Genomic DNA, 17,031 nt, shown 5'->3' on the forward strand with positions numbered 1-17,031 from the left:
ACCTGAAACCGTTTGCGTACAAGCAGTGGGAGCCTGACTTAGGTTGGGTGACTGCGTACCTTTTGTATAATGGGTCAGCGAGTTACTTTCAGTGGCGAGGTTAACTTATTAAGGGAGCCGTAGCGAAAGCGAGTCTTAAAGGGCGATAGTCGCTGGGAGTAGACCCGAAACCGGGCGATCTAGCCATGTGCAGGATGAAGGTTGGGTAACACCAACTGGAGGTCCGAACCGGGTAATGTTGAAAAATTATCGGATGACGTGTGGCTAGGAGTGAAAGGCTAATCAAGCCCGGAGATAGCTGGTTCTCCCCGAAAGCTATTTAGGTAGCGCCTCGTGAATGATTACCTGGGGTAGAGCACTGTTTCGGCTAGGGGGCTGTCATGGCTTACCAAACCGATGCAAACTCCGAATACGGGCTAATTGAATCACGGGAGACACACGGCGGGTGCTAACGTCCGTCGTGAAGAGGGCAACAACCCAGACCGCCAGCTAAGGTCCCCAAGTGATGATTAAGTGGGAAACGATGTGGGAAGTCACAGACAGCCAGGAGGTTGGCTTAGAAGCAGCCACCCTTTAAAGAAAGCGTAATAGCTCACTGGTCGAGTCGGCCTGCGCGGAAGATGTAACGGGGCTCAAATCATCCACCGAAGCTGCGGATGTGCACTTATGTGCACGTGGTAGGGGAGCGTTCTGTAGGCTGATGAAGGTTCACCGAGAGGTGGGCTGGAGGTATCAGAAGTGCGAATGCTGACATGAGTAACGATAAAGAAGGTGAAAACCCTTCTCGCCGGAAGTCTAAGGTTTCCTGCACGACGTTAATCGGAGCAGGGTGAGTCGGCCCCTAAGGCGAGGCTGAAAAGCGTAGTCGATGGGAATAAGGTTAATAGTCCTTAACTTTTGATAAGTGGTGATGTGGGGACGAAGAAAAACTAGGTGAGCCGGGTGATGGTTATCCCGGTCTGTGCTTGTAGGCGGTGTGTTTAGGCAAATCCGGACACATACTAACGCTAAGGGGCAACAGGGTTCTGACCTTTCGAGGTGCAGAGAAGTCATTGACGCTACGCTTCCAGGAAAAGCTGCTAGCCATAACTTATTAAAAACCGTACCGCAAACCGACACAGGTAGACAAGTAGAGCATACTAAGGCGCATGAGAGAACTCGGGTGAAGGAACTAGGCAAAATGGTACCGTAACTTCGGGAGAAGGTACGCCCTGGGTGGTGAGTCATTTTACATGGCAAAGCGACTCGGGGCCGCAGAGACCAGGTGGCTGCGACTGTTTATTAAAAACACAGCACTCTGCAAATTCGTAAGAAGACGTATAGGGTGTGACGCCTGCCCGGTGCCGGAAGGTTAATTGATGGGGTTATCCGTAAGGAGAAGCTCTTGATCGAAGCCCCGGTAAACGGCGGCCGTAACTATAACGGTCCTAAGGTAGCGAAATTCCTTGTCGGGTAAGTTCCGACCTGCACGAATGGCGTAACGATGGCCACACTGTCTCCACCCGAGACTCAGTGAAATTGAAATCGCTGTGAAGATGCAGTGTACCCGCGGCTAGACGGAAAGACCCCGTGAACCTTTACTATAGTTTTGCACTGGACTTTGATGATAACTGTGTAGGATAGGTGGGAGGCTAAGAAGTGACGACGCTAGTTGTCATGGAGCCGACCTTGAAATACCACCCTGTTATCCTTGAGGTTCTAACTTAAGCCAGTCATCCTGGCTGAGGACCGTGCATGATGGGTAGTTTGACTGGGGCGGTCTCCTCCCAAAGCGTAACGGAGGAGCACAAAGGTACCCTCGGTACGGTCGGACATCGTACCAAGAGTGTAAAGGCAAAAGGGTGCTTGACTGCGAGACCGACGGGTCGAGCAGGTACGAAAGTAGGTCTTAGTGATCCGGTGGTTCTGTATGGAAGGGCCATCGCTCAATCGATAAAAGGTACTCCGGGGATAACAGGCTGATACCGCCCAAGAGTTCATATCGACGGCGGTGTTTGGCACCTCGATGTCGGCTCATCACATCCTGGGGCTGAAGCAGGTCCCAAGGGTATGGCTGTTCGCCATTTAAAGTGGTACGCGAGCTGGGTTTAGAACGTCGTGAGACAGTTCGGTCCCTATCTGCCGTGGGCGTAGGAAAATTGAGAGGAGCTGCTCCTAGTACGAGAGGACCGGAGTGGACGAACCTCTGGTGTACCGGTTGTCACGCCAGTGGCATTGCCGGGTAGCTAAGTTCGGACGGGATAACCGCTGAAAGCATCTAAGCGGGAAGCCTCCCTCAAGATGAGTTTTCCCATGAAGCCCGTTGAAGACGACGACGTTGATAGGCAAGGTGTGGAAGTACGGTAACGTATGAAGCTAACTTGTACTAATTGGCTGATTGTCTTGACCATATAACCTCAAGCGCTGTGACGTGTGGAAGGTTATAAGGCACCTAAACGCGTGTGTGACGTTAATCTTTACCGGCTTTTTTTAAAGCCAACCGGTTTTCCTGGCGACTATAGCAATTTGGAACCACCTGATTCCATCCCGAACTCAGCAGTGAAACAGATTCGCGCCGATGATAGTGTGGGGTTTCCCCATGTGAAAGTAGGTCATCGCCAGGGTTTTATTCTTAAAGCGGCTTTAAGCCGCTTTTTTTATTTTATCTTCCTCCTATTGAAGCTTGCACTGTAATCGATATATATTATTCCCCTAGAATTTAATTTGTAGTTAGTTATGATTGTTCAAATAGAAGGCTTCCAAGTTGAACTCACCAGAAAGCCAGTTAAATATATAAATTTACGGATAACGTCTCAAGGGAACATTAAAGTTAGTGCTCCTAAACGCTCCTCTCTAAGCAGTATTTCTCGCTTTGTAAAAGATAAATCAGATTGGATCGTAAATAACCAAGAACGTTTAAAAAGTAAAGAGACAATTATTAACTTGCATTTACGCGAGGGTGAAAATCACTTTTTTCTAGGTAAGCGTTATAAGTTACTTCTTAAGCAAAGTACAACTAAAAGTGAAATTGTCCTTAATGAACCTTATTTGTATTGCTATGCTCCCAATATAAACTCCGATATAAAACAAGCAACCTTGCACAATTGGTATCGTAAGCAAATGCTAGCGCTTCTGCCCTCATTAATTAAAAAGTGGGAGCCTATTATTGGTGTGCATATTTTAGAATATGGCGTAAAAATAATGAAGACACGCTGGGGTTCTTGCAATACAGTTGCTAAAAGAATTTGGCTTAATCTTCATTTAATACAAAAACCACTTGTTTGTTTAGAATATGTTTTAGTTCATGAGATGGTTCATCTACTCGAACCAAGCCATAATAAACGTTTTCATAGTTTAATGACACAATTTATGCCTAATTGGCCTGATTATAAATTGTTACTCAATACAAAATTAATTTAGGTTATTTCAAAAATAATTTAAATATTTTATATCGTATTACTGGATGTGTCATTAATTACTTTTATAGTAAAAATTGAGATAGTTTAGCTTATATTAACCTGAGCGAGGCGAATAGTAGATTTATTTAATGAACTTAAATTTTATTTAGATAAATTTGCTTAATTGTTAGTTGAAAGCACTACTTGATAACATGCCCTAAATACAAACTAAGTAGGAATAGTAATGAATATTTTAATTGCAGGAGGCTCAGGATTTATTGGTCAGGAGTTGGCAAAAGCGTTACAAGATAAGCATCACCTTACTATTGTAGGTAGGGATAAAAATAAACTTAAAACAATATTTCCTGCCTCTATATCGCTTATAACTTGGCCTGAGCTTACCCAATTATCAGCTCAAGATTATGATGTAGTTATTAATCTAAGTGGTTACAATATTGCCGCTTCTCGTTGGAGCGATGATGTCAAGCAGAAAATTATAAATTCACGTGTTAGCACTACAACTAAATTAATAGATTGGATTATAAAATCAAAGGCTAAACCAAGACTTTTTGTTGCTAATGCGGTAGGAATTTATGGTGCGCAAGATAAGGATGATGTAAGTTCTTTTGATGAAAATTCTATTATTAATATGACACAGCCACGTGATTTTCTTAGTGAAATAGGAATAAAGTGGCAACAAGCCTTACCGCCTGCAGTTGATTACGGATTAAACACGGTAACTACACGTTTTGGTGTTGTTTTAAAGGAAGGCGAAGGAATTTTAAAAAAATTGAATTTAAGTTTTAAACTTGGTGCAGGAAGTATCATTGGCGATGGGCAGCAAGTAATATCTTGGGTACATATTAAGGATGTCATTGCCGCTTTTATTTTTCTACTTAATCACACTGATCTTCAAGGTCCATTTAATGTTACTTCTCCAAATCCCGTGACGCAAAAAGAATTTGCCAAAGCGTTAGCGAATTCAATGCATAGACCCTTGTTTTTTAAAATGCCCGCTTCTTTAGTTAAATTATTATTCGGTGAAATGGGTGATTATTTACTTTTACAAGGTCAGCGTGTGATACCTAAGCGGCTATTAGAAGCAGGTTTTAAATTTGATTATCCTTATATTGATGAGGCGTTGCGGGCAAATTAAGTTATTTATTTTTAGCTTGCGATAAATATCTATTTTTCAAGCGAATATAATGCTCTGCTGAGTATTTAAGGTGTTCTAATTCTCCTGTAGTGAGTACTCTAATAGCTTTTGCAGGACTTCCTAAATATAGATAGCCACTTTGCAAGCGCTTTCCGGGTGGGATGAGAGCGCCTGCACCGATAATAACTTTTTCTTCTATATATACATCATCCAGCACTAAAGCGCCCATTCCTATAAGGCAGTAATCTTCAATAGTGCAGGCGTGTAAAACCGCTTGATGGCCAACTGTGATTTTTTTGCCGAGGATAAGTGGACGCCCGCCTGGCGTAAATGGCCCATCGTGGGTTACATGTAAAACAGCAGCATCTTGAATATTAGTGCCTTCACCTATATGGATAGAATTAACATCTCCACGAATAACAGCCATTGGCCATACTGAGACATCATTGGCAAGCTCTACATCCCCAATTACTGTAGCAGTAGGGTCAATATAGACCTCGTTACCTAAAGTAGGAGTCTTATTTTCAAAAGAACGAATCATGTTAAACTCAAGTTAAAGTCACGAATTCTTCAGCGCTAGTAGGATGAATAGCAACAGTATTATCAAAATCACGTTTACAAGCGCCCATTTTGACAGCTACACCAAAGCCTTGCAACATTTCATCAGCACCATAACCAATGACGTGTAAGCCGATAATCTTTTCCTCACTACCTAGCGTAATTAATTTCATTGCTGTCGGTAATTTTTGTTCACTTAATGCATCAAACATAGGATTAAATCGAGTTTTATAAACTTTAATTTTTTCAGCACCAAATTGGTTTAAAGCTTCTTCCTCACTAAGGCCTACACTGCCAATAGGTGGATGGGTAAAAACAACTGAGCAAATATTTTTATAGTCTAAATATGCCTCTTTTTGCCCACCAAATAAGCGATCGCAAAGCCTGCGGCCAGCAGCAATAGCAACGGGGGTTAATGCTGGCGCATCGATAACATCACCAATAGCATAAATACCTGGTACGCTAGTGTTTTGATATTTATCAACTTTAATTAAGCCTCTATGATCATGTACAACACCGATTTTATCTAAATTTAAATTAAATGTTCTTGGTGAGCGACCCACTGCGGCAATAACTACGTCAATATCAGAAATAACGGATCCACTTTTACAATGAATAGTTTTTTTACCATCTGGCTGAAGATTAATAGCCTGAGCGCGGTGATTTAAATGAACGTCTAAACCTTGTAATTTCATAATCTCAAGTAGAGTATTACCTAGCATGTCATCAAAGCGGCTAAGTGGATGAGTACCCCGAATTAATAGATGAGTTCTAACATCTAAACCATGTAATACTCCAGCTAGCTCAACACCAATGTAACCACTGCCAATAATAGCAGCACTACTTGGTTTCTCTGTTAAATTGAAAAACCCATCCGAGGTAATGGCATGTTCAATGCCTATTAGATCATCTGGGAGGGTAGGCTCCCCTCCTGTAGCAATAATAATATGTGGCGCCTGATACCTCTTTCCAGCAACGGAAATGGTTTGTTTATCAACAAACAATCCTTCTCCTTGCAAATGAGTAATATTATATTGCGTAAAACGACTAAGATAAATCTCCCGAAGCCTTGCAATATAAGCTTCGCGCTTGGCTACTAAGGTAGGCCAATCTAGTTCTACATCAACAGGTGAAAATCCATAGTCTGGTGCTTTGTGTAAATGCTCTGCAATTAAAGAAGCATTAAACATAACCTTTTTAGGCACACAACCTAAATTAACACAGGTTCCGCCTAAATAAAATTTTTCAACTACAGCAACCTTAGCTCCATGTTTTGCTGCCCGAACAGCGCTAGCAATTCCACCGCTTCCTCCCCCTAAAACAATTAAATCAAAATCCATTACCTACTCTCTAATTAAAACTACCTACTAACTACTTTAGCTAGCCAAATTATTTTCTTCAACAATTAATAAGAATACTTTGAAATTTGCCGAAAACTTAAATTAGCGCCATTATAATTATTAACTGGATATAATTTATTGTTCATGAACTTAAAATTAATCATACTGATTTTAGTTGTTCTAACTTTCCTAGGCTGCAATCGACCAAAAGAGGCAGCTTATCAAGGTTATATTGAAGGTGAAAATATTTATCTTGCTTCGCCTTATTCAGGCATTTTAGAAAAATTAGCTGTTCAGCGAGGGCAATTGGTACAGAAGAATCAATTTTTATTTGCTCTAGACCCTAACCCGCAAGCATTTATTATTAAACAATATCAAGCTCAAATGAACCAGGCAGAACATGTGCTGCAAGATTTACTAAATCCACGACGTACTCAAGAAATTGCTGCGATTGAAGCACAAATAGAACAGGTTAATGCGCAGTTGGAATTATCTCAAGTTGGGGTTAAGCGTTATCAACAGCTTTATGAGCGTCATGTCGTAGCAAAGGACGTTTATGATGAAGTCGTTTCACGCTATCAGCAACTATTAAAAAGCAAAGAGCAATTTCAAGCTAATCTAAACTTAGCAAAACAGGGTAGCCGCGTTGAACAAATTAGAGCGCAACAAGCACAAATAATATCCCTTAGGGAAAAGCTTAGCGATGCTGTTTGGCAACTTAGGCAGAAAAAATTAAGTGCACCTGACGCAGGTGTTATATTTGATACCTATTATCGTGAAGGTGAGTTTGTTGGTAGTCAGCAGCCTGTAGTTTCTCTATTAACTCCTAAAAATGTATATATTGAATTCTTTGTGCCTGTCGATCAATTAACAACTATTAAAGTCGGGCAGGTAATTAAGTTTAAATGCTATAGCTGTAATCAAGCTAGTCAAGCAACTATCAGCTATATTTCGCCTGAAGCTGAATATCTTCCGCCACTAGTTTATAGTCGTGAAAATGATAATAAATTGGTATTTCGAATTAAAGCTAATATGATAATGTTTAATCAATATAAACCTGGCCAACCGGTGACCATCTATCTACCATGACTATAGAGACAATTATTGATGTGTATGATTTACGTAAAAGTTTTGCAAATCGTGTGGTTGTTAACGGAGTTAACTTACATGTAAAAAAAGGCGAGGTTTTTGGCTTTCTTGGCCCCAATGGTAGTGGGAAAACGACAACTATTCGTATGCTATGTGGTCTTTTAACACCTGATGCAGGGCGAGGAACTTGTTTAGGCTACGATATCATTTCAGAGTCGAAAGAAATTAAGCAGCATGTAGGTTACATGACGCAGAAATTTAGCTTTTATACGGATTTAAGTGTCGAAGAAAACTTACGTTTTGTAGCCCGTGTATATGGTATGGAGAATCGCCAACAGCGCGTTGAACAAGCTTTAGAAGAACTTGGCTTAAGTAGTCGTCGTAAACAATTAACAGGTTCTTTATCAGGCGGCGGCTGGAAACAACGAGTGGCATTGGCTGCTTGCCTGCTACATAATCCAGATTTATTACTGTTAGATGAGCCAACAGCAGGCGTTGATCCCATTGCAAGACGAGAATTTTGGGACAAAATTCATATGCTCAGTGAACAGGGCGTTACAACGTTAGTTTCTACTCATTATATGGATGAAGCTGAGCGTTGTACAAGATTAGCTTATTTAGCCTACGGCGAATTATTAATTACCGGAACGGTGGATGAAGTTATTGCCTCTACTAAGCTCTTAACTTGGGAAATTACAGGTCAAGTCACTACGACTTTATTACAAAAAGCGAAAACACTACAGGGTGTTGTACAGGCTGCCTTATTTGGTAGTCAAATTCATATCAGTGGTTATGACAAACAGGTCATTGAAGCAAGCTTAAACGATTTAGCGCGAACGGAACATATAAAATGGCACCAAATTTCATCAACACTTGAAGATGCATTTATAAGTCTTGTAAAAAAATCACAAGGAGAGCAAGAGTGATTGCGGGAATAGAGCGATTGATAGCGGTAATTAGTAAAGAATTTATTGAAATGCGTCGTGATAAAGCTACTTTCGCCATGATACTTGGAATTCCTTTAATGCAGCTAATTTTATTTGGTTATGCAATCAATAATAATCCGCGCTACTTACCGACCGCTATCGTAAACGATGATGAGACTAATTTTACACGCCGTATTTTAGTTAGTATGGAAAATTCAACTTATTTTAAATTTCTAAGTCCAGCCGTAAGTGAAGTAGAAGCGCATGAGTTATTAAAACGAGGAAAAGTTCAATTTGTCGTTAATTTTCCACCTAATTTTACTGATAATCTCGTAAGAGGTTTAAGTCCATCTTTACTATTGGAAGCAGATGCAAGTGACCCGGCAGCTACAAGTCGTGCAGTTGCTGTGTTTAATGAGTTACCTTCTTTAGTTTTAAAAGAAGAATTAATTGGGCCACTTAAACGATTAAATGCTAGTTCCCTACCTTACACACCTGTAATTCATACCCTTTATAATCCATTGGCTATTTCAGCCTATAATATAGTTCCAGGCTTACTAGGGGTCGTATTGACTATGACTATGGTGATAGTCACAGCCTTAGTGATTACCCGTGAGTATGAGCGTGGAACGATGGAAAATCTCTTAGCAACACCCTTAAGACCGCTAGAAATTATGGTTGGCAAAATACTTCCTTATATTATGGTAGGTTATGCACAGACATCGTTAATTTTATTTTTTGCGAGATTTTTATTTGGGGTGCCTATGCAAGGAAGTATTCTTTTATTATTAATTTTATGCCTACCTTTTATTGCTGCTAATTTAGTTATGGGATTAACCTTTTCAACTTTAGCTTCTAATCAGTTACAAGCAGTACAAAGTGCAATGTTTTTCTTTTTGCCCTCTATACTTTTATCTGGCTTTATGTTTCCTTTTAGGGGTATGCCTGAGTGGGCACAATGGCTTGGTAGCATATTGCCGCTAACTCATTTTTTAGTTATTGTGCGGGGTATATTATTAAAGGGGAATACTTTCTTAGATGTATGGTATGAAATAATTCCTATTATTGGGTTTACCTTGATTATTATGCTAATTGGCTTTAAGCGCTTTAGACAAACACTAGATTAGAATGAAATTAAATTAAGAAATTGGTAACCATGCGCTCTACACGCTCATCTATTAATACATTTATATGATCAAGTTTGGTAAGTAGAGCAAGTGAAGCGTAGGGATAGTAACGGCAGAATTCGATGGATTCTCGGGGTGGAATAGAATTATCCTCTTTACCATGAACGCATAAAATATGAGTTGTTCCACGATTAATAAAATTGCGAAAATTAAGGTGCGCGATACTAGTTTTAGAGTTTTGCTGTATAACATCTCTAAGAAGCAGATAACTTTTGCCATTTAATTTAAATCGTCTAGCATGCCGGCTAACTGGAGTACGCATATTAGTGGGAGAGGCTATAAGGACGGCACGCTCAGGTACCTTTCAAGTTGCCATTCTGGTAATTGGCAGGCTAAATTTAGGGTGTTTAAAAGCATAGAGCCACCAAATGAATGGCCTACCACGGCATAGAAAGGTCCTAAATTATTGATAACCGTCCGAAGGGTATTTACGGCATCAATCCAAGTTAATTGTAGTCCTTTAGCTTCGCCATGAGCAGGAAAGTCTAGGGCGTAAACATCATAACCTTGCTGGTGCAAAGCGCGAATCAAACGGGCCATATAAGCTGCACGAGACATCCACCCATGTGTAATAAGTACTTTTTTTGCTGCTGGATTATCTACTTGCGCAAAATGATGAATAACATGATGGCGTGGCGAATTAGCAGTCAATAAATTGGTGCGATTATTAAGTAAAAATTCACAAGCTTGCTGCGCAAATTCTCTATATTCTTTTTCCACAGGCAGTGGAAGAGGCGTAATAAACAGCTGATAACAAAGTTGCGCATGAAAAAAATTTCTTAGTTCGGCCAATGCACTAGCGATCATAGCATTATCCTCACTACTTTATATATTATAGTATTACCCACTACACTTTATACAACGTTGCAAGCTCCTTCGGCTTAGTCATATACGTCTATACACTTCTTTATCGAATAAGCTTGCGCCTTATCTAAACTTAGTGGATGGCGCTATATAAAGAGTAGTTAATAAATTAATTTTAATAACAGTACTCGCAAAAATTTCAATTTCTATATTAGAAATGTTTAATTTAAGCACTAAATATCTTATGTTTTTACTTTGATCTTGAAATTTTTAAAGCTGAAATAAATAAAATTAAAATAATTACCTATAACTTATGTAGCTTCTATTTCTAGAAATTACAAGTAATTGCTGAAATATTATAAAGTTTTGTTGTTAGCATAAATGATCAAGGGTATATTGGCAGACTTAATTACAGCACGCCTAACTATTAAGAATAGATATATAATTAGATTAGCTTAGATTTAAATTACGCTAAAAGGATGAATATGCATACGTCAAATTATCTTTACCATGATGGTGAACAGGAATTATATGGTTTTCTTGCTTATAATGACCGATTTGATCAGCCAAGGCCTGCAGTCTTAGTGGCTCATGATTGGAGCGGTCGCAATGATTTTAGCTGTGAAAAAGCAAAAATGTTAGCAAAAATGGGTTATGTAGGTTTTGCCTTGGATATGTATGGTCATGCACGCATTGGTGAAACAATTGATGAAAAGCAAGCGCTTATGCAACCATTGGCTGCTGATAGAGGAATGTTGCTGTCTCGTATACGGGCAGCTTTTGATGCGCTTATTGCAATGCCTGAAGTAGATAGCACGAAAGTTGCTGCAATAGGCTTTTGTTTTGGTGGCTTATGTGTATTAGATTTAGCTCGTAGTGGTGCTGATTTAAAAGGGGTTGTCAGTTTTCATGGTTTACTCAATAAACCTGACGAGAAAGAAAAGCAAGCTATTAAGGCCAAAATCTTAATACTCCATGGTTTTGATGATCCTATGGTTAAACCTGATCAAGTTAGGCAGTTTTGTCATGAAATGACAGCAGCTAATGTCGACTGGCAAGTCCATGTTTTTGGTAATACTCAGCATGCCTTTTCTAATCCACAGGCCAATGATCCAAAACTTGGAACAATTTATAATCCTTTAGCAGAGAAACGTTCTATACAATTAATGACTAATTTTTTACAAGAGATTTTTGCTTAGGTGAGAATGATAATTCACAGTTTATTTTAGCTTATTTTAATCTGAAATGCTGTTGAGTTAACGATGTCGATTTAAGTCTTAATGTTGGGCCAGGGCCCAACCTACATAAAAATATATTGTTAAGTATTTTAGTAGCTTTATCGCTTAGCTAAAGCATCCAAGATGAAAGCGGGGCTTGCCATAGGAATAACAAGTTGTTTAGCTTTAGGCGACCAATCTATCTTTTTCATGTCAATTTTCTGTAGCGTAGGATTGGAATAGGATTTGAAGTAAAAAATCCCATTGGTTAAATCTTTAAAGACGGTCCATTGCGTTTTATCTAAATTATCTTCTGTATTAGGAGTGCCTTTTACACTTCTAATAAATCCAAATGGAATATCAACATTATTGAGAATGTGCTCACTTAAAATAACAGCACTTAAAGCATCAGGAACAGGCATTGCTGTTTGTTGTAACATAGCTACCTTAACAAAACGTGAGGGAGGGGAGGGATCGCCAGGTAAGCCTACTAACCCTGAACCTTGACCAGTGCCAGAATAAACAATACTGTCATGCTTAATTGCTTTAGGTGCATAAGGTGAGAGATTAGCATAATTTTGTAAATTAGTTATTTGCCAGTTAAAGGTTGGTGCATTAGTTAATATACCTAAAGGATTATGATAAATTTTAACCTTACCATTAATAAACTCAATAACTATACTCTTTCCAGTTTTTTCCGTCACAATAGCATGCGCAGGTAAAACAGCTGGCTGACCTGCTACTTTAATTGGTATGGCAAAAATATAAATTTGTTTAATAGCCTGCTCTACTTCAGCAACGGAGCTAAAATTACCTAAAATCCAATCACCTAAATAAGTATAAGGAATTGCTTTATCATTGTAATTGGCTGCCACGGTAGGGTATTTAGTGTACCCTGGTAAGTATAAATAGCCAAATGATAAGCCTTTTTCGTTCATGCCATCTAACGCTTGACCTGTCTGAAAGAAATCAGCAAATAAATAGCCATATTTCGACGTCCAACTCATACTAGGCGTGCCATCTTCGCGTGTGGTTTTAACTATTTTGTTAGGTGATGAATTCATAATACGCGATTGTAAATCGGGGCCAAATTCTAATGTTCGCCCAACAATTAATGAGTTATCTTGAGCTTTGACTTGGATGTTAGTACATGCATTAAGAAAATTAGCAAATAATAAACTAGAAAATAAAATATAAATGTAGCATAAAAATTTTATCATTATAGCCTCTACTTATTAAGGTTACTAAGATAGTATTTTTTCAAGCTATATCGTATTGCAGCTGTCTATTAAACAATTAAATAATTAAATTTTTACAAGTTGTGCTTGATAATTATTATTATTAATTAAATAAAAGAGACGTAGCCATAAAAGGCCACTAATTATAATCAAGCAACCTGCCATAAATAGGGTGTAACTTGCATGATTTTTAAATATAAAATTGTAAACAAGTGGCAAAATAAAACCGCCAAAAATTTGTGGTAAAGTGATACTTATATTAAAAATTCCTAAATAAGTTCCGGTTCTATCAGGAGGTAAATACTTAAGTACAATAACATAAGGTAAAACAATCAAACTACCCCAAAAAATACCAATGCAAGTACAGCTAATAAACATGCTTGTAGGCGTTGTTTTAAAACACAATAAGGAAATACCCAGGCCCCCTAATAGGACCGCTGTACCATGTATTTTTTCACTTTTAATATATTTTGATAGGTTATAAACAATTAACGTAAAAACAAGGCTAACATATTGATATAGTGAAAAATAATAAGAAACATCTAAGCTTACTTGATGCATTATAGCTTTATAATGCTCAGAGTTATTAACCACTACATTTCTAGGTAAGTGATAAACTTGTTGAGCTATACATAAACTGAAATAAAGCCAAAAAGTAAAGATACCAATCCATGCAATACTATTGATAGTTAATACTTTTAAAAAGATAGGATGGGTATTTTTAATTTCTGTTTTTATAGATTTAGTTTTATAAAATAGCTCTTTAACTAAAGAGATAAAAAGGCCTTTAGTAATAGGTGCATCGAGTGTAGGCCTTTCTTTAGTTTTTTTAAAAAAATAAACTAAAGTAATAAGCAACATAAGTCCGGTGAATATGTAGCCACCTACAAGATTACTAGGAATAGCATAAGTTGCAGATAAGCTGGCTTCCTGCCCAATAAAAACTTTTTGAATGATACTAGGTAGATAGGCGCCACAAACCCCACCTAAACCTGAGAAGAAAGCAAAGATTGAAAAAGCACGGGTGCGCGTGACACTTTCTTGAAAAAAATCTGCTGTCAAGGCACGTAAACCCTCAGCACTTCCATTTATGCTGCAATCAATTAAAAAAGTAAACCAAACAATATAAATAATGGAGCTAGAAAGCGGTAGAAGTAGAAAAGAAAAAGCAGCACAAATACCCCAACCTATAATGTAAGGTTTTCGCTTACCATAGCTTGTGGAACTATTGTCGCTTAAGTAACCAACTAAAGGTTGAATAAGCATCCCTGTTAGCGGCGGAATTAACCACAACAGCGGAATAGAGGCATCACTTGCGCCGACAAATTTTAATAAAATAGTTAGGTTAGAAAGTTGAAAAGTAAAACAAAAATTAACAGCAAATGCTAGTAAGGCTAAACCTAGATATTTTATCTTAAAGATTCTTTCCATCCAGCAATCCCTTGACTGTTCCAAATTTTAAGATAGGGTAATAAGTAAAATTATTCAACCGTCTAAGACAATTAGTAGGGAAAAATTTATAAAAAAAATTTTTTATGCTTGCCATTTTGACATTGTGTTTATGGATAGATGAAATGTTAAAAATTTAGGGATAAAGAGAATGTTAAAAATAGAAACAAATCAAATGCAAAATACCAAGCAAACTAACTTGAACATGGAAGGTTTAAAAAGAGTATGGATTACCAATATTTACCCAGAGATCGATGGCGGTAAATTTCCGGCTAAGCGTATTCTTAATGATATTGTCACTATCGAGGCAGATATGTTTTGTGATGGTATCGATGAGATTCAAGCCGTGTTAATTTATAAACATGAAACAGAAAAAAATTGGCAAGAAGCTAGTTTTTCTTTACTCAATAATGATCGTATGGAAGCCACATTTACAGCAGCTAAAATAGGTAAATATTTTTATACGATTCGAGCTTGGATTGATGAATTTAGTACTTGGAAAAAACGCTTTTTTAAAAAATTATCGTTCAAAGATGATATTGAGGTAGAAAAATTAATTGGTACTGAGTTAATTAAGCGTGCTTGTCAAACAGAAACCCCTGACTTTATTAATTCAACCTTAGAAAAACTGGCAACAATAAAGCAGCCGAAACAATTAGAAAAATTACTGAATCATAAAAAATTAATCCAATGGCTGCAGAAAACATTAAAACCAAATTTCATCACCGTCTATCCACAAACATTAACTATTGTAGTTGATCGTGAAAAAGCACGTTTTAGTACATGGTATGAATTGTTTCCGCGTTCGGTTACAGATAGATCTACGCGCCATGGAACTTTTCAAGATGTTATTAATTATCTACCGACAGTTAAGGAAATGGGTTTTGATGTTATCTACTTACCGCCCATTCATCCAATTGGTGAGACTAATAGAAAAGGCAAAAATAATAGTCTAAAGGTAGCTAAAGGTGATCCAGGTAGCCCTTGGGGCATAGGCTCGCCTGCAGGCGGGCATAAAAGTATCCATCCTGAATTAGGTACCTTAAAAGATTTTCGCCAGATGGTGAAAAGAGCAACAGAATTAGATATAGAAATTGCCCTTGATTTTGCTTTGCAATGTAGCCCTGATCATCCTTACCTAAAAAAACACTCAACTTGGTTTAAACATCGGCCTGATGGCACTTTACAATATGCTGAAAATCCGCCTAAAAAATATCAAGATATTTATCCGCTTGATTTCGCTTCTACCGATTGGCCAAGTATGTGGAATGAGTTTAAATCCATTATTTTGTTTTGGATTAAACAAGGCGTTAAAATTTTTCGTGTAGATAACCCGCATACGAAACCCTTTATTTTCTGGCAGTGGTTAATCCAAGAAATTAAAGCCTTGCATCCAGATGTACTTATGTTAGCTGAAGCATTTACACGCCCTAAGATTATGTATCAATTAGCTAAATGTGGCTTTTCGCAATCTTATACTTATTTTGCTTGGCGTAATACTAAAGAAGAGTTGACGAGCTATTTACAGGAATTAAACTCACCGCCTGTTGTTGACTTTTTCCGACCAAATTTCTGGACTAATACACCTGATATTTTAACTGAATTTTTGCAAAAAGGAGGACGACCTGCTTTTATCATTCGGTTCATGTTAGCAGCAACCCTAAGCAGTAATTATGGAATGTATGGCCCTGCTTATGAAAATTGTATTAATAAACCTCTACACGAAGGCTCTGAAGAGTATTTAAATTCGGAAAAATATTCTATCCATTATTGGCAGAAGTCAAAGGATAATATTAGCGATATTATTACCAAAGTGAATAAAATTCGCCGAGAACATGAGGCCTTACAAAATACAAGTTCCGTTTGCTTTTATCGCACGGATAATCCCCACCTCATTTGCTATAGTAAACACAATACTCTTGAAGATAACATTATCTTAATTCTAGTTAATCTAGATTACCGCTATAAACATTCCGGATTTGTTGACATTAATTTTGAAAAATTTGGTATAAAAGATAAGCCATTTAAAATTCATGATTTATTAACAGATGAAGTATATACCTGGCAAAACGGTAAATGTTATGTAGAACTTAATCCTGAAAAAGACCAGTATGCGCACATTTTCCAAGTAAGGAAATAAGTAGCTATTTAGAGAGCATGCTTGAAACTTGATGAAAGGTTGCATTTAAGTGCATAGAGTGTGAATGCTTAATGATGTCCCTGGCTTTCCCTCAGACGGGAATCTATTTTTATACGGGTTTGGTTGCGTATTGAACTAGATTTTTATTTTGTCATTCCCGCGCAGGCGGGAATTTATTGCTAACTAGGCACTGTGCATGTGTTAAGATAGATTTCCGCCTACGCGGAAATGACAGGTTTTTTGGAAATGACAAGGTTTTTGGAAATGACCGAGTTTTGGAAATGACCGACGCTTACAACTTACAATGATTAAGGCAGATTTTTATTTTGTCATTCCCGCGCAGGCGGGAATCTATTGCTAACTAGGCACTGTGCATACGTTAAGATAGATTTCCGCCTGCGCGGAAATGACAGGGTTTTTAAGCTGTATCGTAATAGTTTATATGAATACCGTAAATAACTATTTAAAGGTATGCTTGAAATTTGATAAAAGGTTAGATTTAAGCGCTAGCGTGTGAATACTTAGTGTTGTCTCTATCTTTTCCGCGTAG

Annotated in this window: 11 protein-coding genes, 2 rRNA genes and 1 pseudogene (1 of these 14 cut by a window edge); 9 read left to right on the forward strand and 5 right to left on the reverse strand. The window is 38.0% G+C overall.

Going from position 1 to position 17,031, the window contains the following annotated elements; all coding sequences use genetic code 11:
* The 4 genes from ACNVED_RS02035 to ACNVED_RS02050 all read left to right on the forward strand — a co-directional run.
* Positions 1-2,390 (forward strand): 23S ribosomal RNA (locus ACNVED_RS02035); it begins 510 nt to the left of the window's first position.
* Positions 2,391-2,487: 97 nt separating this feature from the next.
* Positions 2,488-2,603 (forward strand): 5S ribosomal RNA (rrf, locus tag ACNVED_RS02040).
* 112 nt (positions 2,604-2,715) lie between these two features.
* On the forward strand, positions 2,716-3,399 hold the full coding sequence (locus ACNVED_RS02045) for a M48 family metallopeptidase (RefSeq protein ID WP_419420097.1): 684 nt from the start codon (positions 2,716-2,718) through the stop codon (positions 3,397-3,399).
* A 222-nt stretch (positions 3,400-3,621) separates the two neighbouring features.
* Complete coding sequence (locus tag ACNVED_RS02050) at positions 3,622-4,533, forward strand: TIGR01777 family oxidoreductase (RefSeq protein ID WP_419420098.1); 912 nt, start codon at positions 3,622-3,624, stop codon at positions 4,531-4,533.
* A 1-nt stretch (position 4,534) separates the two neighbouring features.
* On the opposite strand, the gene ACNVED_RS02055 is transcribed toward ACNVED_RS02050, so the two are convergent.
* On the reverse strand, positions 4,535-5,074 hold the full coding sequence (locus ACNVED_RS02055) for a gamma carbonic anhydrase family protein (protein WP_419420099.1): 540 nt from the start codon (positions 5,072-5,074) through the stop codon (positions 4,535-4,537).
* Between the two features lie 7 nt (positions 5,075-5,081).
* Complete coding sequence (gorA, locus tag ACNVED_RS02060; RefSeq protein WP_419420100.1) at positions 5,082-6,431, reverse strand: glutathione-disulfide reductase; 1,350 nt, start codon at positions 6,429-6,431, stop codon at positions 5,082-5,084.
* A 144-nt stretch (positions 6,432-6,575) separates the two neighbouring features.
* On the opposite strand from gorA, the gene ACNVED_RS02065 reads away from it, so the two are divergent.
* Genes ACNVED_RS02065 through ACNVED_RS02075 form a run of 3 tightly spaced genes read left to right on the forward strand, consistent with a single transcriptional unit; the run spans position 6,576 to position 9,573 of the window.
* The gene (locus ACNVED_RS02065) at positions 6,576-7,520 is read left to right on the forward strand and encodes an HlyD family secretion protein (protein ID WP_419420101.1); all 945 of its coding nucleotides are present in this window, start codon (positions 6,576-6,578) and stop codon (positions 7,518-7,520) included.
* Positions 7,517-8,446, forward strand: coding sequence for an ABC transporter ATP-binding protein (locus tag ACNVED_RS02070; RefSeq protein ID WP_419420102.1), 930 nt, complete (start codon positions 7,517-7,519; stop codon positions 8,444-8,446). Before ACNVED_RS02065 ends, ACNVED_RS02070 begins: the two co-directional genes overlap by 4 nt.
* Complete coding sequence (locus ACNVED_RS02075) at positions 8,443-9,573, forward strand: ABC transporter permease (protein WP_419420103.1); 1,131 nt, start codon at positions 8,443-8,445, stop codon at positions 9,571-9,573. The genes ACNVED_RS02070 and ACNVED_RS02075 overlap by 4 nt, the downstream gene beginning before the upstream one ends.
* A 7-nt stretch (positions 9,574-9,580) precedes the next feature.
* On the opposite strand, the pseudogene ACNVED_RS02080 reads toward ACNVED_RS02075, so the two are convergent.
* A pseudogene (locus tag ACNVED_RS02080) lies at positions 9,581-10,440 on the reverse strand (alpha/beta hydrolase).
* Between the two features lie 482 nt (positions 10,441-10,922).
* Here ACNVED_RS02080 and ACNVED_RS02085 point away from each other — a divergent pair.
* A complete protein-coding gene (locus tag ACNVED_RS02085) occupies positions 10,923-11,636 on the forward strand; it encodes a dienelactone hydrolase family protein (protein ID WP_419420104.1) in 714 nt (237 codons plus the stop codon).
* 137 nt (positions 11,637-11,773) lie between these two features.
* On the opposite strand, the gene ACNVED_RS02090 is transcribed toward ACNVED_RS02085, so the two are convergent.
* Positions 11,774-12,874, reverse strand: a complete 1,101-nt coding sequence (locus tag ACNVED_RS02090; protein ID WP_419420105.1) for a linear amide C-N hydrolase — start codon at positions 12,872-12,874, stop codon at positions 11,774-11,776.
* An 84-nt stretch (positions 12,875-12,958) separates the two neighbouring features.
* Entirely contained in the window at positions 12,959-14,323 is a 1,365-nt protein-coding gene (locus tag ACNVED_RS02095) for an MFS transporter (protein ID WP_419420106.1), read from the reverse strand.
* A gap of 169 nt (positions 14,324-14,492) precedes the next feature.
* On the opposite strand from ACNVED_RS02095, the gene ACNVED_RS02100 reads away from it, so the two are divergent.
* Complete coding sequence (locus ACNVED_RS02100; protein ID WP_419420107.1) at positions 14,493-16,481, forward strand: alpha-1,4-glucan--maltose-1-phosphate maltosyltransferase; 1,989 nt, start codon at positions 14,493-14,495, stop codon at positions 16,479-16,481.
* Positions 16,482-17,031: the final 550 nt, after the last annotated feature.

The organism is Legionella sp. D16C41 (assembly GCF_048541585.1).
GTDB lineage: Bacteria > Pseudomonadota > Gammaproteobacteria > Legionellales > Legionellaceae > Legionella_C.

Bases quoted from the DNA above. Each gene is read 5' to 3' on its own strand.
- ACNVED_RS02055 (WP_419420099.1), bottom strand. From the start codon at position 5,074: ATGATTCGTTCTTTTGAAAATAAGACTCCTACTTTAGGTAACGAGGTC.
- ACNVED_RS02065 (WP_419420101.1), top strand. From the start codon at position 6,576: ATGAACTTAAAATTAATCATACTGATTTTAGTTGTTCTAACTTTCCTA.
- ACNVED_RS02100 (WP_419420107.1), top strand. From the start codon at position 14,493: ATGTTAAAAATAGAAACAAATCAAATGCAAAATACCAAGCAAACTAAC.
- ACNVED_RS02070 (WP_419420102.1), top strand. From the start codon at position 7,517: ATGACTATAGAGACAATTATTGATGTGTATGATTTACGTAAAAGTTTT.
- ACNVED_RS02045 (WP_419420097.1), top strand. From the start codon at position 2,716: ATGATTGTTCAAATAGAAGGCTTCCAAGTTGAACTCACCAGAAAGCCA.
- ACNVED_RS02085 (WP_419420104.1), top strand. From the start codon at position 10,923: ATGCATACGTCAAATTATCTTTACCATGATGGTGAACAGGAATTATAT.
- ACNVED_RS02095 (WP_419420106.1), bottom strand. From the start codon at position 14,323: ATGGAAAGAATCTTTAAGATAAAATATCTAGGTTTAGCCTTACTAGCA.
- ACNVED_RS02090 (WP_419420105.1), bottom strand. From the start codon at position 12,874: ATGATAAAATTTTTATGCTACATTTATATTTTATTTTCTAGTTTATTA.
- gorA (WP_419420100.1), bottom strand. From the start codon at position 6,431: ATGGATTTTGATTTAATTGTTTTAGGGGGAGGAAGCGGTGGAATTGCT.
- ACNVED_RS02050 (WP_419420098.1), top strand. From the start codon at position 3,622: ATGAATATTTTAATTGCAGGAGGCTCAGGATTTATTGGTCAGGAGTTG.